15 protein-coding genes are annotated in these 21,204 nt (G+C 62.9%); 6 read left to right on the plus strand and 9 right to left on the minus strand.

Annotated elements, in window-relative coordinates; genetic code table 11:
* The first annotated feature begins 5 nt into the window (after positions 1-5).
* The 3 genes from EKH80_RS10965 to EKH80_RS10975 all read left to right on the plus strand — a co-directional run bounded on the left by EKH80_RS10965 (position 6) and on the right by EKH80_RS10975 (position 6,827).
* Positions 6-2,486 carry a protease pro-enzyme activation domain-containing protein gene (locus EKH80_RS10965; protein ID WP_158628821.1) on the plus strand — a complete coding sequence of 827 codons (2,481 nt, stop codon included), beginning with the start codon at positions 6-8 and terminating at the stop codon, positions 2,484-2,486.
* A gap of 249 nt (positions 2,487-2,735) precedes the next feature.
* Entirely contained in the window at positions 2,736-5,822 is a 3,087-nt protein-coding gene (locus EKH80_RS10970; protein WP_158628822.1) for a TonB-dependent receptor, read from the plus strand.
* Positions 5,823-6,137: 315 nt separating this feature from the next.
* Positions 6,138-6,827 (plus strand): polysaccharide deacetylase family protein, encoded by a 690-nt coding sequence (locus EKH80_RS10975; protein ID WP_126684810.1) that lies wholly within the window; start codon positions 6,138-6,140, stop codon positions 6,825-6,827.
* Here the strand turns inward: EKH80_RS10975 and EKH80_RS10980 are convergent.
* Genes EKH80_RS10980 through EKH80_RS10995 form a run of 4 tightly spaced genes read right to left on the minus strand, consistent with a single transcriptional unit; the run spans position 6,824 to position 12,858 of the window.
* Positions 6,824-7,006, minus strand: coding sequence for a hypothetical protein (locus EKH80_RS10980; protein WP_126684811.1), 183 nt, complete (start codon positions 7,004-7,006; stop codon positions 6,824-6,826). The two genes, EKH80_RS10975 and EKH80_RS10980, sit on opposite strands and share 4 nt — an antisense overlap.
* Before the next feature lie 24 nt (positions 7,007-7,030).
* Positions 7,031-8,488 carry an efflux transporter outer membrane subunit gene (locus EKH80_RS10985; protein WP_126684812.1) on the minus strand — a complete coding sequence of 486 codons (1,458 nt, stop codon included), beginning with the start codon at positions 8,486-8,488 and terminating at the stop codon, positions 7,031-7,033.
* A complete protein-coding gene (locus tag EKH80_RS10990) occupies positions 8,475-9,665 on the minus strand; it encodes an efflux RND transporter periplasmic adaptor subunit (RefSeq protein WP_126684813.1) in 1,191 nt (396 codons plus the stop codon). The genes EKH80_RS10985 and EKH80_RS10990 overlap by 14 nt, the downstream gene beginning before the upstream one ends.
* Positions 9,655-12,858: an efflux RND transporter permease subunit gene (locus tag EKH80_RS10995; protein ID WP_126684814.1), complete on the minus strand. Its 3,204-nt coding sequence runs from the start codon at positions 12,856-12,858 to the stop codon at positions 9,655-9,657. The genes EKH80_RS10990 and EKH80_RS10995 overlap by 11 nt, the downstream gene beginning before the upstream one ends.
* 259 nt (positions 12,859-13,117) lie before the next feature.
* Between EKH80_RS10995 and EKH80_RS11000 the strand changes: the two genes are divergently transcribed.
* Positions 13,118-14,038, plus strand: a complete 921-nt coding sequence (locus EKH80_RS11000) for a LysR substrate-binding domain-containing protein (RefSeq protein WP_126684815.1) — start codon at positions 13,118-13,120, stop codon at positions 14,036-14,038.
* 155 nt (positions 14,039-14,193) lie between these two features.
* Complete coding sequence (locus EKH80_RS11005; protein WP_126684816.1) at positions 14,194-14,715, plus strand: acyloxyacyl hydrolase; 522 nt, start codon at positions 14,194-14,196, stop codon at positions 14,713-14,715.
* Positions 14,716-14,794: 79 nt separating this feature from the next.
* On the opposite strand, the gene EKH80_RS11010 is transcribed toward EKH80_RS11005, so the two are convergent.
* From EKH80_RS11010 to EKH80_RS11030, 5 genes are all read right to left on the minus strand, one after another.
* Entirely contained in the window at positions 14,795-16,315 is a 1,521-nt protein-coding gene (locus tag EKH80_RS11010; protein ID WP_126684817.1) for a DHA2 family efflux MFS transporter permease subunit, read from the minus strand.
* Positions 16,316-16,380: 65 nt separating this feature from the next.
* Positions 16,381-17,571: an HlyD/EmrA/EmrK family protein gene (locus EKH80_RS11015; RefSeq protein WP_126684818.1), complete on the minus strand. Its 1,191-nt coding sequence runs from the start codon at positions 17,569-17,571 to the stop codon at positions 16,381-16,383.
* 23 nt (positions 17,572-17,594) lie between these two features.
* Complete coding sequence (locus EKH80_RS11020) at positions 17,595-19,034, minus strand: efflux transporter outer membrane subunit (protein WP_126684819.1); 1,440 nt, start codon at positions 19,032-19,034, stop codon at positions 17,595-17,597.
* Between the two features lie 158 nt (positions 19,035-19,192).
* The gene (locus EKH80_RS11025; protein ID WP_126684820.1) at positions 19,193-19,651 is read right to left on the minus strand and encodes a MarR family winged helix-turn-helix transcriptional regulator; all 459 of its coding nucleotides are present in this window, start codon (positions 19,649-19,651) and stop codon (positions 19,193-19,195) included.
* An 86-nt stretch (positions 19,652-19,737) separates the two neighbouring features.
* Positions 19,738-19,995 carry a hypothetical protein gene (locus EKH80_RS11030; protein ID WP_126684821.1) on the minus strand — a complete coding sequence of 86 codons (258 nt, stop codon included), beginning with the start codon at positions 19,993-19,995 and terminating at the stop codon, positions 19,738-19,740.
* A 227-nt stretch (positions 19,996-20,222) separates the two neighbouring features.
* Here EKH80_RS11030 and EKH80_RS11035 point away from each other — a divergent pair, with 227 nt between their 5' ends.
* Complete coding sequence (locus tag EKH80_RS11035) at positions 20,223-21,062, plus strand: AraC family transcriptional regulator (RefSeq protein ID WP_230473620.1); 840 nt, start codon at positions 20,223-20,225, stop codon at positions 21,060-21,062.
* Positions 21,063-21,204: the final 142 nt, after the last annotated feature.

A 21,204-nucleotide genomic window follows, 5' to 3' on the forward strand; every position in this document is an offset into this window, starting at 1 on the left:
CATACATGTCAAAACGTTTCGCACTCTTGGGGATTCGTCCATTGCTGTTGCCGGCGGCGTTGTCGCTGGCGTTGCTGTCCACGGCGCACGCCGCCGAAACGCGGGTGGGAACCCGCACGCATGCAGGCATTCAACACGTCGACAACAAAGTTTCCAAATTGGTGATGACCGGGCATCCTTCCATCGATGCCACGCAGATCGTCGCGCTCGAAGCCAGCAAACCGCTGCATGTGGAAATAAGCCTCAATCTGCGCCACGTCGACGAACTGCAGGCTTTTCTCGCCACGGTCAATCAACCCGGCAGCGCGAACTACCGGCAATTCCTGACGCCCGCGCAATTCAAGGCACACTACGCGCCGACCAATGCGCAGGTGCAGGCCGTGGTCAAGCATCTGGAGGCTTACGGTTTCACCAACATCAAAGTCGCACCGAACCATTTGCTGGTCTCTGCGGACGGCTCAGCCGCGAATGCCAATGCGGCCTTCAACGCGAACATGAAGACGTTCAACTTCAAGGGCGAGCGCCACTTTGCCAACGCCAACGACGTAACCGTGCCGCAATCGCTCGGCGGCATCGTGGATGCCGTGCTCGGTCTGCAGGACTACGTCAAGCCGCACGTGATGTCGCATCGAATCAGCAGCGATGTCGCTCATGCCCAGGCCGCGGCTGGTGTGGCTGGGCACAACCCGACCGATTTCCCGCAGATCTACGACGCCGGCAACACGCCGACTGGTTCCAATACGGTGGTTGGCATCATCACCTGGGGCGACATGACCCAGACGATCAACGACCTCAATACCTTCACCCAGAACGCCGGCATAGCGACGGTGAACACGAAGACCGTAGCTGCCGGCACCGGCACCCTGGCCAATGATGGCAACCCGGGCGAATGGGATCTGGACAGCCAGGATATCGTTGCCATGTCCGGCGGCGTGAAGCAGCTGATTTTCTATGCCGCGGTCAACGGCGACGCCAACGACAGCGGGCTGACGGATGCCGGCATCACCGCGGCCTACAACAAGGCTGTTACCGACAACGTCGCCAAGATCATCAACGTATCGTTGGGCGAAGACGAAACGGCGGCCAACAGTTCCGGTACGCAGGCCGCGGACGACAAGGTGTTCGCGCAGGCCGTGGCACAGGGTCAGATCTTCTCGGTGTCCTCGGGTGATTCGGGCGTCTATCAATGGTCCAGCGACCCGACCGAGCATGCGCCCGGCTATGTCGCCGATGCGAACGGCACGGTGCAGATCGATCTAAGCCACTACAGCGTGAGCGAACCGGCTTCCTCGCCCAATGTCGTGGCGGTGGGCGGCACCACGCTGAGCACCAATGGCAACACCACCTGGGCCGGCGAAACGGTGTGGAACGAAGGCCTTGCCGCCGTCGATCCGAACAACAACGACAACAACCAGCGTTTGTGGGCCACCGGCGGCGGCGTGAGCCTGTTCGAAAATGCACCGGCGTGGCAGACCACCGCACTCGGTTCTTCGGTGACCAAGCGCCAGCTGCCCGACGTGGCCTTTGACGCCGCCTCCGGCTCGGGCGCGCTGATCGTGATCAACGGCCAGGCCAATCAGCAGGTGGGCGGCACCAGCCTTGCCTCCCCGCTGTTCGTGGGCCTGTGGGCGCGTATCGAGTCGGCCAACAATAACTCGCTGGGCCTGCCGACCCAGAACATGTACAGCTATTTCCCGAAGGACGGCTCGCCGCTGCATGACGTGACCTCGGGCAACAACGGTTACAACGGCTACGGCTACAACGCGGCCGCGGGTTATGACAACACCACCGGCTGGGGCAGTCTCGATATCTCCCTGTTCAACGCCTATGTCACCAAGTACTGGGGTGGTACGAGCGGCGGTGGCACCACTCCAGGCAAACCGGCGGCGAACTTCACCGATGCGGTGAACGGGCTCACGGTGAATTTCACCAACAGCTCCACCGACACCGGCGGCACGATCAGTTCGTATGCCTGGAATTTCGGCGATAACAGCACGTCCACTGCGGCCAGCCCCAGCCACACTTACGCAGCGGCCGGTACCTATACCGTCACGCTGACTGTGACAGACAACACCGGCGCCACCAGCAGCAAGTCCGGGTCGGTGACGGTAAGCAGCAGCAGCAGCGGCGGCACCGGCGGCGTGTTCAGCAACAACAAGCCGGTGGTGATCAACGACAATGCCACCGTCACCAGCAGCATCGCGGTAAGCGGCTTGTCCGGCAACGCCTCGGCCACGCTGAAGGTACATGCCAACATCACGCACAACTGGTCGGGCGATCTGACCATCGAGCTGGTCGCACCCAACGGTGCCTACGCCGTACTGCAAAACCCCGACTATGGCGATGACGGCAACATCAACACCACCTGGACGGTGAACGCCTCGTCGGTGCCGGCCAACGGCACGTGGAAGCTGAAGGTGATCGACAACGATCCGCAGTACTACGGCGACTACGGCACGCTCAGCAGTTGGAGCCTGGGCTTCTGACCTCAAGTTTTGGGTGCGCAAGGACGCGTACCGTTTTGCGAGTACCGGCCCCTGCCAGCCGGACCTGGAGCCCGTCCGCGTGCGCGCGGACGGGCTCTTGGGTTATGCGGTTATGCAGTTTGGGCCGCACGGGCGTCCCGCCTTGCCCTATCATCGAACTGCCCGGAACATACGGGTGGGTACATGTCCCTTGGCGGGGATGGGACGGGGAGGCCGAAGACCGGAATGCGCTGGAGCTGTGGGGGATGGATGCCGCGGTTTCGTTGGCCGCGCATCATCGGTGATGTTGGAGCGCCTGCCTCCCTGCTTCGTCACGCCATGCCGTGCCTGCCCTCGCTGCTACTGGGCGGCGTCACCGTCCTGTCCGCACCGCCCCTGGCGCTTGCTGCCCCATCCATGGCCAGGGAGCAAACCTATGCCGTCGCGGCCGGCGCCCTGCGCAATGCACTGGATACATTTGCCGCGCAAGGCGACATCCAGCTCGTCTATGACCCTGCCCTGGTGGCCGGAAAGAGCACGCGGGGGGTGTCCGGACGCCTTGCGCCGGCTGAAGCACTGCAACAATTGCTGGCCGGCACGGGCCTGAGCTGGAAAGTCATCAACGCCACCACTTTCGTGCTGGAACCGGCGGCCGTCATGCATCAACAGCCAGACCAGACGGCTGCCGTTGCCACCATCGGGAAACCCACCACGCTCAACGCCGTCACCGTCAGCGGCTCCTTGATCAGCAACGCGAACATCCAGACCGCCACGCCCACCTACACCATCGCCGCGACGGACATCCGTGCGCGCGGCTACAACAACCTGCCCGACGTACTGCAGAACCTGGTGTTGGCGACGGGTTCGGTGCAAGGGCCGCAAGCCGCACGTTCGTTCACGCAGGGCGCCCAGCCGGTGAGCCTGTTCGGACTGGGGCCGCAGTTCACCTTGGTGCTGCTGGACGGCAAGCCGGTGGCGAATTTCGGGCGGCTGTACAACGCCTCCATCAATTTCACCAGCGTGGCCAATTTTCCGGTGAGCCTGATCGACCATATCGACGTGATGCCGGGCGGCGCTTCGTCGATCTACGGCTCTCAGGCGATCGGCGGCGTGATCAACATCATCACCAGGTCACAACAGGACGGCGGCGAAATATCGGTGCGGACAGGCCGCTATTCGGATGGCGGGGGCGCCAATCAGCGCATCAGCGGCGCTTACGGCCGGGACAGTGGCCGTTGGCGCGTACTTGCCGCGTTTGAATTCGACAACGACTCGCCGATATGGGGTTATCAACGTTCCCTGACTGCCAATGACATGCCGCAGCCCGTCGTGCAATCCGACATCCTCGATTACGGTGCCCTGAGTACCTACAACGGCGCTCCCCAAGGCCACCACAATCCGCCCAATGGCTGCGCGAGCCAGCTTTTCGGCGGCAGCACGATGCCAGTTGCCAACCCGCTCCTGCCAGGGGTTTATTGCGGGTCGAGCAAGGTGGATGGCTATACGACCTACAGCAATCAGCTGCGCAACATCGATGGCATGCTGAAGCTCTCCTACCGATTTTCCGATCACGTGAGGCTGTACGGCGACGCGCTGGTCAATCAACAGCAGCAGCGTTGGTACCCTGGTGTCTCGGATTGGCATCGATGGATCGAGGACTCTGCGACCGGCCACTATCTCTATCTGGAAAAAGTCTTTGCGCCGGAAGAAATGCCAGGTGGCGTAGCAGGCCAGATGGATCGCCAGAACGATCTGCTCTACCAGGCCGATATCGGCGCCAACGGGCGATGGGGCGACTCAGGGTGGAACTGGGATATCTACTATCTGCGCAGCGGCGATCGCACGCATGTGGTGGAGCCCGTCTGGATCAAGGCCGACATCAATGCGTACTTCACCGGCCTGCTGGGTCCGGTCGTCGGAGTGGATCCGCAATACGGCGTCAACATGATCTATAACCGGAATTACGCCGCGTTCTTCCGCGCGAGCACACCCGCGCAATATGCAAGCTTCGCTCGCGGCATCGATGAGTTCAGCAACAGCTGGATCAACGATACCCGCGCCACGCTCAGCAACGCCTCGCTGTTCGCCCTGCCCGGCGGCGATGCGGGGTTCGCCATCCTGGCCGAAGGCGGCAGCGAAGCCTGGTACGAGCCCATCATTCCCTTGTTCACGCAGAATGCGGTCTACGAACACGCAACTACCGGTGGCGGCGGGCGGCGATCGCATGCGGCGACAGCGCTTGAATGGAATCTGCCGCTGTTGAAGGCGTTGACGCTAGACCTGTCTGCCCGTTACGACTACTACGCGCTCGATCAAGGCAGCAACAATCACAAATTCACGTACAAGGCCGGCGTGGAGTACCGACCGGTGGATACGCTGCTGTTGCGGGGCAATTACACCACCTCGTTCAAGGCACCGGATCTTTCCTCCATTTTCCTGGGTCCCGCCAATTTCTTTGTCCCAGGCAACGATTATTACCTCTGCGCGCTGGCCCACAGCACGGCTTGCGGCACGAATTTCCAGCTCTCCTCCATCCCCGGCGTAACGCTCGCCAATTCAACGCTGCAGCCGACCTCGGCGCAAAGCTGGAGCATGGGTGTGGTGTGGTCGCCCATGGACCATTTCGATCTCAGCCTGGATTACCTGCACATCGCGATCCGCAACGAAGTGGTGCAACAGGACACGGACTTGCTGCTGCACACCGAAGCCAATTGCAGGCTTGGCCAGCTTGCCGGCGATTCATCCGAATGCCGTGCGGCGCTCGCCCAGGTGCAGCGCGCGGGCAGCCAGGGCCCCATTACCGGCATCACCACCTATTACGAGAATCTCGCCAATGAAGTGACCAAGTCCGTCATCGGCAGTGCGCGTTATCGCTTCGCGATTTTTCATTTGGGCACGCTCGACCTGCACCTCGACTACAACGACATGCTGCATCACAGCTACCAGAACGCCCCTGGCCAGGCGCCGGTCAATCAGTTTGCCGATGCGCAATCCAGTACCGAATTCAAGAGCATAGCCAGCGGCAGCATAACTTGGACCAGCCCGGGCGCACGTTGGAGCAGCACGCTATATGGCCATCGCTACGGCCCGTCACCCAACTACCTCGCCAACAACAACGGCATCGGCTATCCCGGTGCCGCTCACGTATCGCCATGGGTCACCTTCAATGCCAGCGCCACCTATCGGCCCACCCGCAACCTCGCGCTGTCGCTGCTGGTCAACAACATTATGAACAAAATGCCGCCCAGCGACGGCGGCTACGCGGAATATCCCTATTTCAACAATGAGAACTACAACATTTACGGGCGGGAGATCATGCTGCAGATGGATTTGCGTTTGGGTGGCAGCGGACGGTAAGGGAAAAGCCGCTCATTCACTTATGTGATGGTGCCAGGCTGTCCCGAATCAGTGGAAACGACGTAGCCAGGTGCCGCTGCGAGTAAGAGAACAGCCGCATAGGGTCAGCTCAAGCATGGCGGTTCTTCCCGACCGGCGGCTGAGACCTTCGAAATGACGCGGCAACGTTTGGCATGCCATATGCTTGATCTTTGCTGCCAACGCCGTATCAAGATTCGAAGATCTGGGGGAGCAGTACGGTCCGTTGGCAGGTCTTCCGCGCCAGCCTGATCCTATGGCGCAACCCCTTAAAGCATCCTCGACAAGTGAGCCACCATGCTGTGGTATGCCTACCGCCGCTATGTTGCCCTGTGCGGCATCTCGCTGACCTTTCTCCTCTACGCCCTGCTTTTGACGGGGCGTGGTATCGAAGCGCCGCATTTTGTATTGGCCCCGGGCAGCGACAGCGTCAGGCACGCCAACACACAGGTCTGGCGAAGGGTCAGCGACTTCCTGGCCGGCCGCAAGTACGCCGTGCTGGCGTTTGATGGCGGTCCGTACGGCTACGGCGTGGACGAAGCGATCATGACAACGCTGCGCAAGCACCACGCGCACGCCGTGTTCTTCCTGGTGCGCCGTCAAATCAACGCTGCGAACCATGGCGTGCCCGCCAAGCTCCAAAGCGAGGGTCACCTGATCGATAATCAATGCTACGACCACCTCCGGCTGGACCCGCTTGCCGAGTCGGCAATGGCGCGTCAGATCGATGGCTGCAGCCAACGCCTGACGAAGCTCACCGGAATGAAACAGAGGCTAGGGAATGCCAACAGCGAAGATGGCCGGACTACAAAGCCGGAGCCGATTCTCACCGGCAGCGTCGAGCGGGCCGAAAACCAGTCGATCCTGCTGATGCATGAAAAGCCGGCTACCGAGGCGGCGCTCGACGAAGTGCTCACCCAGTTGGAACAGCGCGGCTTTCTCTTCGTGCTGCCGGATCAGCTTTCCGAAAAGGTCGCGATCGATTAACGCGGCACCCGCAGAGACGAATGGCGCAGCGCATCTTCATGCTGCACTTCGTCGTGAGCGGCGATTTCGACCATGTCCAGGTCGCTGTGATGCGGGCCGTGCATGGCGCCGGGAGGATTGGCGCCGTCTGTGCCGCCTTCGTTGTTGATGCTGGCATCGGCGTTAGGCTTGGTGCTCATGCGTGGCTCTCGGCGATAGTCTGCCTATTGTTGCACGGGTTTGGCGTTGGGCCGATCCGTTCGCGTCAGCTGGTCCGCCGACCAGCCGCCGCCCAGCGCGCGAATCAGCTGCACACTGGCGCGCAGGCGCTCGGTGTCCAGCTGGAGCAGGCCACGTTTTTCCTGCAGCTGGGTGGTTTGCGCCAGCACCACCTCCAGGTAGCTGACCGCACCCTGCTTGTACTGGCTCATCGAAAGATCCAGTGCATGCTGGGCCGCGTCGGCGGCATCTTTTTGATTAGCGCTGGCGGTGCCCAGGTGATCGAGCAGGGCAAGGTTGTCCTGCACTTGCTGGAAGGCGCCCAATACGACACCGCGATAGTTGGCGCCCGCTTCATCGGTCTTCGCCTTGGCCGCCTGGATGGTCGCCTTGCGGTAGCCCCCGTCGAACAGTTCCAGCGCCAGCGTCGGCCCGAGCGCCCAGATGCGGTTTCCCGCAGTGAGCAGGTTCGCCCAACCGGCGCTTTGAAAGCCGGCCTGCGCGTTGAGCGTCAACGAGGGGAACCATGCTGCCCGCGCAACGCCGATGCCTGCATTGGCTGCCGCAACCCGGCGCTCCGCCGCGGCCACGTCGGGGCGCCGCTGCAGCAAGGTGGAAGGTACGTCGAGCGGAACTACCGGCACGTCGATGGAGTCGGTGCCCGCAGGCAAGCTGAAGTTCGCGGCATTCTCGCCCACCAGCACGGCGATCGTATCCTGCATCAGGGCTCGCCGGGCGAGCGTTTGCGACCACTGCGACTTCGCATCGGAAAGCTGCGTTTGCGCGCGCGATACGTCCAGACCGGACACGATGCCGCCAGTGTGCAGGGTCTGCGTCAATTTCAGCGCTTTCTCATACGCCTGGATGGTCTGCTGCAGCAATTCGATCTGCTGATCGAGACCCCGCAACTGCATGTAGCTGTCGGCAAGCTGAGCCTGCAGGCTCAGCTGAGCGGAAGCGAGATCCGCCTGCGCGGCCAGCGCATTGTCACCCCCTGCTTCGACCGTGTTGCGCACCCGGCCCCACAGATCGACTTCATAACTGGCCTGCGCACCGACGGCGTAGCTGTTGTATTCGCCGGGCGCCTTGGGATTGCGCATCGGTGGCGCATGGTCGGATTGGCGCTGGCGTTGCCCGGTGGCGCCGACGCCGATTTGCGGAAACAATTCGGAACGTGCCTGCAGCGCATACGCCTGGGCTTGCTGGTAGTGGGCCAGCGCGGCGGCGAGATCGGCGTTGTTAGCCAGCAGTTTCGCCTGCAGCGCATCCAGCTCGGTATCCCGGTACAGCTGCCACAAGCTTTCGCGCGGCAACTGATCGGCCGGCTGTGCGGCTACCCATGGACCGACATCCCGATACGCTTGCGCGGATGGCGTGGCGGGCGCTTGATACGGCGGCGCGAGCGAGCAGCCGCCCAACGCCGCGGCGATCGCGACGAAAAGCAGGGACTCAAGCTTTTTCATGCGGCTTGGCCATGGTGTCTTCGGTGGCGATCTTCACGGCGTCTCCGTCCTTGAGGCCGTCGGGCGGACTGTCGATCACGCGATCGTCGGCGCCCAGGCCACTGCCGATTTCCACCGTCTTGCCGTAGTCGAACAGAATGCTCACCTTCCTGAAGGCAACCTTGCCGCCAGTACCCAGGGTCGCCACGCGCAAGCCGGCGTTGTCGAAGATCAGCGAGCTGGCCGGCACGCGCAGAGCGGCGGCATCCACTGGCAGGTCGAAGCGCACGTGCGCGTAAGCACCCGGCATGAGCTGGTTGCCGCCATTGTCGACCTGCAATTGCACCAGGGTGGTGCCCGAGGTGGCGTTGACCGCATTGGAGAGGGCGACCACCTGCGCATGGAATTCGCGGCCAGCGTATTCGGGCACTGTAAGCACGGCGCTGCTGCCTGGACGAATCGACGGCCCATAACGCTGCGGTACCTGCACGTACACGCGCAACTTGTGGATGTCCGAAACCACGAACAATTCAGGGCCCGTGCCACCACCCGCGTTGATCAGTGCGCCGACATCGGTATCACGTGCCGTCACCACGCCATCGAACGGTGCCACGATGCGTGCGAACGCCTTGGCCGCTTCCAGACGATCCACGTTCGCCTGCGCAGCCTTCATCTGCGCCAGCTTAGCGGTGTAATCGGCGGTGCGTTGATCCACGTCCTGCTGCGCCACCGAGTCGCTGACCAGCATTGCCTGCCAGCGCTTGGCGGTGACCGCAGCCAGATCCGCATTCGCCTTGGCGCTCGCCAGGTCCGCGCGTGTCTGCTGCAGCTGCTGATCCAATTCCGGCGTGGAGATTTCACCCAGCAGCTCACCGGCTTTCACCGGTGTACCGATGTCGGTCTTCCACGCTTTCAGGTAGCCGCTTACCTGCGCATAGATCGGTGCTCGCGTATAGGCCTGCAGCTGGCCGGGCAGATCCAGCACGGGGCCGGATTTGCCGGGCTCCGGCATCACCACGGCGACCGTAGGAACGGCCTGCTCCTGGGTCCAGGTTTTCAGGCTTTTCGCCTGCGTGGCGCGCGCGATGAGTCCGATCACCACGGTCACCACCAGAATCGTGACGACCGCGATGCCGGTAAGGCGCAATCCGCGCCTGGAAAGCTTTTGGGAAGGACGATTGGTTGCTTCAGACGACATAGCTTGGCTCTCCGGAAGCGTCTGCGTTCTTTGCTGCATGGCTGTGACGTCCATGGACGATGCTGAACACCACCGGCACGAACAGCAGCGTCGCGCAGGTGGCAAAAATCAGGCCGCCGATCACCGCGCGACCGAGCGGCGCGTTCTGTTCGCCGCCCTCGCCCAGGCCCAGCGCCATCGGCGCCATGCCGATGATCATCGCCAGGGCGGTCATGCAAACCGGGCGAAATCGCGTGAAACCGGCTTCAAGCGCCGCCAAGGCGGCATCGCCGTGTTCGGCCAGCCGCTCGCGACAGAAGCTCACCACCAGGATCGAGTTGGCGGTGGCCACGCCCATGCACATGATCGCGCCGGTCAGTGCCGGCACCGACAGCGATGTATGCGTGGCGAACAGCATCCACACGATGCCGGCCAAGGCGGCAGGCAGCGCGGTGATGATCACGAACGGATCGCTCCACGACTGGAAGTTCACCACGATCAGCAGGTAGATCAGCACCACGGCGCCGAGCAGGCCAAACAGCAAGCCGGAAAAGGCGCTGTTCATGGTTTGCACCTGGCCCAGCAGCACCACGTGCGCGCCCTTTGGCTGCTGGCTGGCCGTTTGCGCAATTAGTTTCTGCACGTCGGCCGCCACCGCGCCGAGATCGCGGTCTTGCGTGGCGGCATAAATCTGCACCAAGGACTGGATGTCGTACTGATCGACCACGGCGTTGGTGCCATTGCGCCTGAGAGTGGCGAGGCCGCCCAACACCTGTGACTGGCCGTTGCCGCCATTGATCGGCAGGTTGCGCAATTGCGTCAGGCTGTCCAGTGCGTATTGCGGCGTCTGCATCACGATCGGATACGACACGCCGTTGACGGGATTGAGCCAGAACGTCGGCGCGACCTGGCTGGAACCGGCCAGGTTCACCACCAGGCTGTTGGTGACATCGCGCTCGGTGATGCCGAGCAGCTGGGCTTGCGTGCGGTCCACGTTCACTTCAAAGCTGGGATAGGCCTGCGACTCCTGGATGCGTGCATCGACCACGCCGGGAATGTGCTTGATCTGCCCCAGCAAGTTGTCCGCGTAGGCGAAATTGGCTGCCAGGTTGGGTCCGCGAATCTGCAGATCGATCGGCGCGGGCGAGCCGAAGTTCAGGATCTGGCCGACGATATCCGCCGGCGGGAAGGAGAACGTCGCCGTCGGATACTTGCGTGGCAGAAGCTCCCGCAATTTGCGCACATACTCGGCCGTGGGGCGATGGCCTGGGTTGAGTGCGATCTGGATATCGCCGTCCTGCTCGCCGATCACGCCGGTATTGTTGTAGGTGGTGTTGATGCTGCTGCCGGAAAGACCCATGTTGTCCACCACCGTGCCCAGGTCTTCAGGCGGAATCACCGTGCGCACGGTACTCTCGATGCGGCTGAACAGATTGGCGGTTTCTTCGATGCGCGTGCCGACCTGCGCGCGCGCATGCATCAGGATCTGGCCGCCATCGACTTCCGGGAAAAAGTTGCGGCCCAGGAACGGCACCAGCAGGAACGACACCAGCACGAAGGCAAGGAACCCGAGCACGAACGGCCTGCGATGTTCCAGGGCAAGATCGAGCACGCCGTGATACGCAGCACGAATGCGTTCGAAGCGCGCTTCGAACGCCCGCTGGAAGCGCACCAGCGGATTGCGCGACGGCAGCGGCGTTACGGCTTTGCCGTGCTCGTCGACATGCGGCGCATGCGGCTTCAGCAGGAATTTCGCCATCGTCGGCACCAACGTGCGCGAGAGGATGAACGAGCACACCATGGCGAAGATCACCGATTCGGCCATGGGCACGAACAGGAAACGGGCGACACCCTCCAGGAAGAACATCGGCACGAACACGATGCAGATGCATAGCAGAGAAACGAACGCCGGCGTCACGATCTGCTTGGCGCCATCCATGATCGCCGTTTCTACGTCCTTGCCGTGCTCGAGGTGCCAGTTGATGTTCTCGATCGTTACCGTAGCGTCATCCACCAGGATGCCCACGGCGAGCGCCAGCCCGCCCAAGGTCATGATGTTGAGCGTTTCGCCGAAGGCGGACAGCAAGGCGATCGCTCCAAGGATCGCCAACGGGATCGATACGGCAATGATCACCGTGGAGCGCCAGCTGCCCAGGAACAGCAGGATCATCAGGCTGGTGAGCGCGGCCGCGATCACGCCTTCGCGCGCCACCCCGGTGATGGCGGCGCGCACAAACAATGACTGGTCGCCGATCGGCGCCACCTTGAGGTTATCCGGCAACAGGCCCTTGCTGTCGGCGAGGCGCTGCTTGATGCCGGCCACAATGGCCAGCGTGGAAGCCGAACCGTTCTTCAGAATGGTGAGCAGCACGGAACGGCTGCCGTCCACGTGCACGATATTGGTTTGCGGCGGTGCGCCGTCACGCACGTGGGCCACGTCGCGAATGTAGATCGTGGTGCCATTCACTTGCCTGATCGGCAGATTGCCCAGCTCGCTGATGTCAGCCGGCGAATTGTTGAGGTTCAGTGTGTACTCGAACGTACCGATCTTCTGCGTGCCGACCGGAGTGATCAGGTTTTGCGCCGCCAGCGCATTGGCAACATCTTGCGCGGACAATCCACGCGCCTGCAGCGCTGTGGAATCCACATCGATCTGCACCTGGCGCGTCTTGCCGCCGTAAGGATACGGAATCGCCGCGCCCGCCACCGACACGAGCTGGGGGCGCAGGATGTTCTGGCCGAGGTCGCCCAGGTTCTGCTCGCTGAGGCCCTTGCCAGACAACGCGAGCTGGAGGATGGGCACGGTCGAGGCGTTGTAGTTGAGGATCAACGGCGGCGTCGTGCCAGGCGGCAATTGCCTGAGCATGGTCTGCGACACCGCGGCCACCTGAGCGTTGGCCGTCGCGATGTTCACACCCGGCTGGAAGAAGATCTTGATGATGCCGTAGCCAGCAATGGACTTGGCCTCGATGTGCTCCACGTCGTTCACCGTGGTGGTGAGCACGCGCTCGAATGGCGAAGCGATGCGGCCAGCCATCTGGTCCGGCGGCAGGCCGGTGTACGTCCATGCCACGGCGATCACCGGAATCTTGATATCCGGAAAAATGTCGGTGGGCGTGCGCAAGGCTGCCAGCGGCCCGACAATCAGAATCAGCAGCGCAAGAACGACGAACGTGTAGGGCCGCTCCAGCGCAAGCCGTACAATCCTCAGCATGGTGGGTGTACTCCGGGGATGATTCGTCGCAACGAAGGGAGGAACCGATGGGCCGCCTCGATGTCAAACGGCGCCTTGAAAATCAATGCCTGCATGTCCTTTGCGAGTGCTCGTTTTCTGCCCTGCCGTCGCTCCTGACGTTCGAAGGGCATGGATGAGGGTGTAGTTGCCGGTAGCCATTGGGGACTGGCCACAGTACGTGAAGATTAGTTGTACGACTTGCTAAGATCGATACAGTTCCGCGAATGGCTTGATACGTATGACGAATGATTACCTCGAGCTGCGGCATCTGAAGTACTTCGTCACCGTGGCTGACGAATTGCATTTCGGTCGTGCCGCGGAACGATTGGGCATTTCGCAACCACCACTCAGCCAGCAGATTCATGCACTGGAAACACGCCTGGGCGCCAAGCTGTTCGAGCGCAAGGGCCGTGGCATCGCCTTGAGCGGCGCTGGCAGCGCACTGCTGCCTCGTGCGCGCGCCATTCTTACCCAGGCCGAGCGCGCGGCCGAATCCGTCGCCCGCTCACAGCGCGGAGAATTAGGCGAATTGCACCTGGGACTGGTGTCCTCCGTCCCGTTCACGGTGGTGGTGCCGCGCGTGCTGGCCCGTTTTCGCGAACGTCTGCCCGAGGTACGCCTGCTGATCCATGAAATGGCCACATCGCTGCAGATCGACGCACTGGAGCAAGGCCTGATCGACGTGGGCGTGATCCGTCCGGAGGCGCTGCCGCGTGGCATCAAGGCCATGGAGCTGTTCAAGGATTCGCTGACGGTGGCGATGCATGCCAGCAATCCGCTGGCCGCCGCCGCGGGACCGATCGACCTGCACGAACTGGCCGACGATGATTTCATCTTCTATCAGCGCCACTTGAGCGTACGCCTGTACGACGAAATCATCGCGCTGTGCACGCGTGCCGGCTTCAGCCCGCGCATTCTGTACGAAGTGCGCGAACTGCCGACCATCATCGGACTGATTTCCGGCGGCTTTGGCGTGGCGGTGCTGCCGGGATCGATCCAGCGCATGCAGGTGGAGAACGTGGTGTACCGCCCCTTGGCGGGCACGGGGGCGACCACCGCCGTATGGGCGATCTACCGCGAAGATGCGCATGACCCGATGGTGCAAGCGTTCCTGGACATTACCCAGTGCCAGGTGTCCAAGACCCTGGAAAGGCGCTGATTCCTGGCTTACGTCCCCCTGTCGTTTGCTTGAATCCCCTCCGCAACATTGAGTTGCCGCAGATGACACAAATATGGCTGGCAAGCTGACTTAATCATTTGTAAACTTTCTAGTACATAAACGCCCTTTCCCGATCCCCTACATAGGCTTCCTTCATGCGCTTACATCCCTTTACACGCATCGCCGCCGCCGTGCTGATGTTTGCCTTGCCGGCCCTTCCCGCCATGGCAGCCCGCTTCGAACTGCAGGGCGGCGTCAGCTACGTGGACAGCTATAGCGCGCCTGCCGCCTTCGGCGAAGTGATCTTCGACGAGCATCAGTTCGGCAGCAGCAACTTCAGCTGGGCGCCCGACCTCACCGCCGGCTGGATCAGCGGCCGCAACCTCAAGCGCTTCGACAACAGCCGCTACACCACCCGCGACGACATCGGTCTGGTGGCCGCCGGCGTGCGTTTCCACTATGGTCCCGCCAATGCGTGGTACCGGCACCTGTTCATCAGCGAGCAGCCCACCGTGCATACCGGGCGCACCATGGCGCTGAGCAGCGCCTTCGAATTCACCACCACGTTCGGCTACCAGGGCGACCATTGGAGCGTCGGCCTTCGCCATATCTCCAACGCCGGCATCCATGAACCCAATCGCGGCGAAACGATGGCGGTGGTTGGCTTCGCGTTCTAAGCGGCGCATCTGTCCATTAAAAAAGGGCCTCACTCGCGTGAGGCCCTTTTTGTTGCGCCCATGGCAGCGGGCGCGAGACTCAATGCCCGCCGCCGCCTGCCCCGGCCTTCGCCGTGAACGGCGGCTTGGCCATCCAGATCACCACCACCAACGACAGGAAGATCCAGCCGAGCACGTGGAAGATTTCGTTGAACGAAATCTGCAGGCCTTGCGCGCTGATGGTTTGATTCAACATGGCGAACGTCGTCGGCGTGTCGCCGCTCTGGCTGATCGCCTGTTGCGCCGTCGGATTGTACGGCGTGATCTGCTCGGCCAGCTGCGAATGGTGCAATACGCCGCGGCGCGACCACATGAAGCTGGTGAGCGAAGCGGCAAAGCTGGCGCCCACTGTGCGCAGGAAGGTGGCCACGCCGCCGCCGGAGGCGATTTCATGCGGCTTGAGGTCCGACAGCAGGATGGTGGTGACCGGCATGAAGAACAGCGCCACGCCCAGGCCTTGCAGCAATTGCACCGAGGCAACGTGCTGGAAATCCACACCGATGTAGAAACCCGAGCGCAGGAAGCAGGTCACGCCCATCACAACGAACGAAGCGGCGGTCAACATACGCAAGTCGAAGCGCGCAGCATAGCGGCCTACGAAAGGCGTGAGGATCACCGGCAGGATGCCCAAGGGCGCCGCGGCGAAGCCGGCCCAGGTGGCGGTGTAGCCCAGGTTGATCTGCAGCCACTGCGGCACCAGCAGGTTGATGGCGAAGAACGCCGCATATGCCAGCACCAGCGAGATGGTGCCCATGCGGAAGTTGCGATGGCGGAACAGCTTCAGGTCGACGATCGGCTCCCGGTCGGTCAGTTCCCAGATCAGGAAAATCGCGAGGGCGATGGCCGAGACGATCGAGGTGATGATGATGAAATTGGAATTGAACCAGTCTTCGTCATTGCCCTTGTCCAGCACCACCTGCAACGCGCCGATGCCGATCACCAGCGTGATCAGGCCCACGTAATCCATCTTCGGGCGTTGCGTCACCACTTCGCGCAGGCGCATCTGGTTGGCGACCACCAAGCCGGCGAAGATGCCGATCGGTACGTTGATGAAGAAGATCCACGGCCAGGAATAATTGTCGGTGATCCAGCCGCCGAGAATCGGTCCGGCGATCGGCGCCACCACGGTCACCATCGCCAGCAGCGCCAGCGCCATCGGCCGTTTGTTGGGTGGGTAGATGGACAGCAGCAAAGCCTGCGTCACCGGGTACATCGGCCCGGCCACCGCGCCCTGCAAGGTACGGAACAGGATCAGCATGCCCATGCTCTGCGCGATGCCGCACAGCAACGAAGCCACCGAGAATGCCATCGTGGCCCAGACGAACAGCTTCACTTCGCCGTAGCGCCGCGTGAGGAAGCCGGTAAGCGGCAAGGCAATCGCGTTGCTGACCGCGAACGAAGTGATCACCCAGGTGCTCTCGTCCGAACTCACGCCGAGATTGCCGGCGATGGTCGGCAGCGACACGTTGGCAATGGTGGTGTCCAGCACCTGCATGAACGTGGCCAGCGACAAGCCGATCGTCGCAAGAACCAGGTTGGGTGGACGGAAGTGGCTGCTCATCGAAAATCACCTGACAGGCGGTAATAGACCCCTCCCCCGCGGGAGAGGGGCGACAGGCAGCACGTTCAGCGCCCGCCCATGTTCTCGTGAATGACCCGCTCGATCTGCGCGTTCGCATCGGCGAGCTGGTCCTTGTAGACGTCCGTGCTGAAGCGCGGCCCGGTGCGCGGCGACTGCGCCAGCGTCGGGCCGTTCTGGTCATGCAGGTCCACCTCGGTGGTGAGCGACATGCCGATGCGCAACGGATGCTGATCGAGCTGCGCGGGATCGGTGAACACCACGCGCACCGGAATGCGCTGCACGATCTTGATCCAGTTGCCGGTGGCGTTCTGCGCCGGCAGCAGCGAGAACGCACTGCCCGTGCCCACGCCGAGGCTCTCCACCTTGCCCTGGTACTTCACCGAGCTGCCATACACGTCGGAGCTGATTTCCACCGGCTGGCCGATGCGCATGCGGGTGAGCTGCGTTTCCTTGAAGTTCGCGTCCACCCAAACTTCATGCAGAGGCACCACCGCCATCAGCGCTGCTCCCGGCTGCACGCGCTGACCCACCTGCACGGTGCGCTTGGCAACGTAGCCGGTAACCGGCGCCACCATCACGGTGCGCACATCGTCCAGATACGCCGCTCGATACTGGGCCGCGGCGGCTTTCACGTCGGGATGCGAGGCGACCGCGGTGTCATCCACCAGCACCTTGTTGGTCTGCAATTGCTGTTGGGACGTCGCCAAGGCGTTTTGCGCCGAGGTAAGCGCGTCGCGCGCATGTGCCAGCTCCTCGGCGGAAATCGCGCCGGTCCTGGCCAGGTCGCGGCGACGATTATAGTCGGCTTGCGCTTTTTCCAGCGCGACCTTGCCCACCGCAACCTGTGCCTGCGCGCCGGACACGGTGCTGTACAAGCCGCGCACGCGACGCACGGTGTTGGCGAGATTGGCAGTGGCGCGCTGCAGTTCGACGTCGGCATCGGAGCGGTCCAGCCGCACCATTACGTCACCCTGCTTCACCAGGTCGCCGTCATCGCCGCCGATGCTGATGACCGTGCCGGCGATGCGTGGCGTGATCTGTACGATATTGCCGTTGATGTAGGCGTCGTCAGTGCTCTCATGCCAGCGGCCTGCGAGGAAATACCAAGCCGCCCACGCAACGGCGGCGAGCACGATTACCGCCAGCAGCAGCCGCAACAGGATGCCGCGCCGGTTGTCGGCCGGCGGAGCCTGCACGGCGGACGTGTCGGCGGTATTGGGATTCGGACTGGACATGGGGCTGCCTCAGAAACGTTGGATTACCTGGAGGAAAGTTCGGCGTCGGCCTGCGGACGGAAGCCGCCGCCGAGCGCCTGGATCAGTTGCACGTTGAGATCGGATTGCTGCGCACGCAGTGCGGCCATGCGCTGTTCGGCAGCAAGCAGTTGCTGGCGCACGCTGAGCGCTTCCAGGTAGCTGCCGATGCCGGCTTTGTAGCGCTGTTCGGACAGCTTCCATGCATCGTTGGCCGCATCCAGGGCACGCTGCTGCGCCTGGATCTGCTCCTGCATCGAGGCGACGGCGTCGTAGTCGTCGGCCACTTCGTTCACCGCGGACACCAGCGTCTTGTTGTACTGCGCCACGGCGAGGTCGTACTGCGCGTCATTGCTGTTCAGATTGGCGCGGCGGCGGCCCCCATCGAACAGCGGCAGGCTGATGGCTGGCGCCACTTCGTAGAAACGGTTGCGCAGCGAGAACAAGTTTGCGCCGCCGAGATTGATCAGCCCGGCCATCGCACCGATGTTCACGTTCGGCAGGAATTGGGTCTTGGCCGACTTGATGTCCTTGCTTGCCGCTTCCACCTGCCAGCGCGCCGCCACCAGGTCGGCGCGATGACCGACCAATTCCACCGGCAGGTTCGCCGGTACCGTCAGCATCGCCGGCGGCAGCAACTGCGGGCGGGCGATTTCAAGGCCGCGATCGGGACCCTTGCCGAGCAACACCGACAAGGCCGTACGGGCCGCATCCACGGCGCGGTCGGCTTGCGCCTTTTGGCCTTGGGCGCTGGCGACTTCCGAATCGCTTTGCTTCAACTGCATCTGGTTGTCGATGCCGGCGGCTACGCGCTGGCGCGTGAGGTCGCGCGCTTCGCTGGCGCGATTGAGTTCCGCACTGGCAACATCCTGTTGCGTATAGGCATAGCCAAGCTGCACGTAGGCACGCGCCACATTGGTGGACAGCACGATGCGTGCCGCCTGGGTATCGACTTCAGCCGCGCGCTGCCGCCCCAGTGCGGCTTCCCAGGCTGCACGCTGGCCACCCCACAGGTCGATGTTCCACTTGAAACTGGCATCCACGTATTTCAGGGCGCCGACGTGGCCCGTGCCGAGTACCGGGATGGAGGTGGGAATACGTGCTTCGCCGAAGCTGGCGCTGGCGTTGACGCTGGGCTTGCGCGAAGCATCGGCGGCGCCGGCCGCAGCCTGTGCTTGGCGCGCGCGTGCATCGGCCACCGCCAGGTTAGGGTTGTCACGCAACGCCTCGGCAATCAAGGCGCTTAACTGAGCATCACCCAGGCCGGTCCACCAATCCTGCTTCGGCCAGGCCGCATCGGATACCTCCACGTTCGCCAGGCTGCGCCCGGCCTTGAGCGACGAGGGCTCGGTCAGCGTGCCATTGGGATGCAGGCCGCCACTGCTCGCACAGCCGGCCAAGGCAAAGCTGAGTCCGACAGCAGCCGCAAGAATTTGCAGACGCATGGCTTTCAATCTCGAAGTTTGAGGTGGATGAAGCAGACCATCGGGCAGCTCTCCCTGGCCTTCCGATTCGCCTGTACCGGCGCGTGCCGGCTGGCGTAAGCGCCGCGGGCGGCTTTCGCACCCGGTGCGCCACGGATCCTCCCTGGATCCGTCAGCTCTTAATTCTTGTCGCGCAGGGCGTGCAGAACACGACTCAGGTAGTCATGCAGACGCTCCCGCTCAACTTCGTCCAACGATCCCTGCGCCGCGTCCAGCACGCGGTCATTGCAACTGGTCAGCTGTTGCCACAGCGCGTTGCCGCGGTCGGTGAGTTCGATGCGCAGAGCCCGGCGATCCTGTTCATGCGGGCGACGCCGCAGGTAGCCCCTGCCCTCCAGTTGGTCGAGCTGACGAGTCATGGCGCCGCCATCCAGCTCTACCGAACGGGCCAGCTCGGTGGCCGACATCGGCCCCAGCATGGCCAGCCGCTTGAGCATGACGAACTGGATATAGCGCAGGTCCAGTCCCTTGGCGGCGATTTCCGCCTCGATGCTGCGCACCAGCTCTACCCGGACCAGGTTGATCAGCAGGCCCAGGCTTTCTTGGTGGGAGGGAGTGACGAGCGGTCCGGCGTTCATGGCCGCGTATTCTATTGCTCGCAAAATATTTGTCAAGGCAAATATATGTTACGCACCTTTTGTTACAGCAAATGGACAGTCATGAATCATTGTCCGCATGACGCCAGCAGTTCGGCCAGCTCGTCGGCCAGCCAGGCTTTCAGGGCCGGGTCACGCAGCTCGAACAGCTCGAACACACCCAGCGCCCGCAATGCCGTCAGTTGCGCCAGCAGACGAGGCTCCATCGCGCGCCTCACCGCCTCGGGAGTGGCGGGATCGAGCATCTGATGGGCGCAGGCGACGAAGGTCTCGAGCGGGGATCGGGACACCTCGGACTTCAGGGAAACCAGTTGCAGCGGGGACATGGCCTTTTCCTTTTCGATACATCGGATCGCTCTTAAGGACGGACGAACGAGGCCTGCCGTGACAGACATGGGGCACGCCCGGGCTACACCCATTGGCGCGGTCAGTGGAGGCCCCTGGAGTTCATCGGAAAAACCGCGAGCGGCGGCAGCGGCGAGGCTGACCCATGCTGTCGTCTGGTCAGCGAGAACAAGCATAGGCAAAGCCCATGACAAGCTGATAACGTCATTTGGCCAAAAAATGTCGAGATTCGGCCATACCACGGACCAAACAGGAGCTGTTCCAGCTCATCGAGCGTCTCGATGGCCCGGCCGTCATCGCCTACTGGGATGGCGGCGAAGCCCTCAGCGAATACAAGCAGGACACCCAGAGCTACGACTGGCACAGCCACGCGCGCGGACAGTTTTTCTATGTGGAAAGCGGCCTGGTGCACATGCACACCAAGCATGGATCCTGGCTGCTGCCACCGCACCGCGCCGGGTGGATGCCGCCGGGGGAAATGCACAAGGTCAGCATCAACGGACCGCTGACCGGCTGGGGCGTGTTTCTGCACCCGGACATCGCCCACTGCCTGCCCGCACGGCCGGGGGTGATCGGCGTCAACGCGCTGATGCGCGAACTGGTCCATCGCGCCAGTTCGTGGACCTGGAACCCTGAACTCAACGGGCGGCAGGAACGGGTGATGACGGTGCTGCTGGATGAGATTCGCGATGCACCGCTCGAACCCCTGCACCTGCCGATGCCGACGGATCGGCGCCTGCTGCGCATCGCCCAGGCCGTGCTGGAGCAGCCCGATGACAATCGCAGCCTGGAAGATTGGGCGGCCTGGGCCGGGCTTTCCGCGCGCACGCTCAGCCGCCTGTTCCGCGCGGAAACCGCCTTGAGCTTTGCGCAATGGCGCCAGCAGGCGCGGCTCACCAAAGGCCTGGAGCAACTGGCCGAGGGCTTGCCCGTCGCCACCGTCGCGGATGGCCTTGGCTACGCCAGCACCAGTGCTTTCATCGCGATGTTCCGTCGCTGCTTCGGTCACCCGCCGGCACGCTACTTCGGGCAACGCGCAGTGGCGTAGCAAAGGCCGCCGTCTCATGTTCTGAGACGCCTGTAGGCTGGGATGACAATCCCGGCATCGCGCGGCTGCAAGCATGGCAATGCCGGGTTTCTCAACCCAGCCTACGATTGTCATTCCAGCCTACACGACTGCCCAATCGCCC

The sequence above is a fragment of the Dyella choica genome (assembly GCF_003977665.1).
Taxonomy (GTDB): Bacteria; Pseudomonadota; Gammaproteobacteria; order Xanthomonadales; family Rhodanobacteraceae; genus Dyella_B; species Dyella_B choica.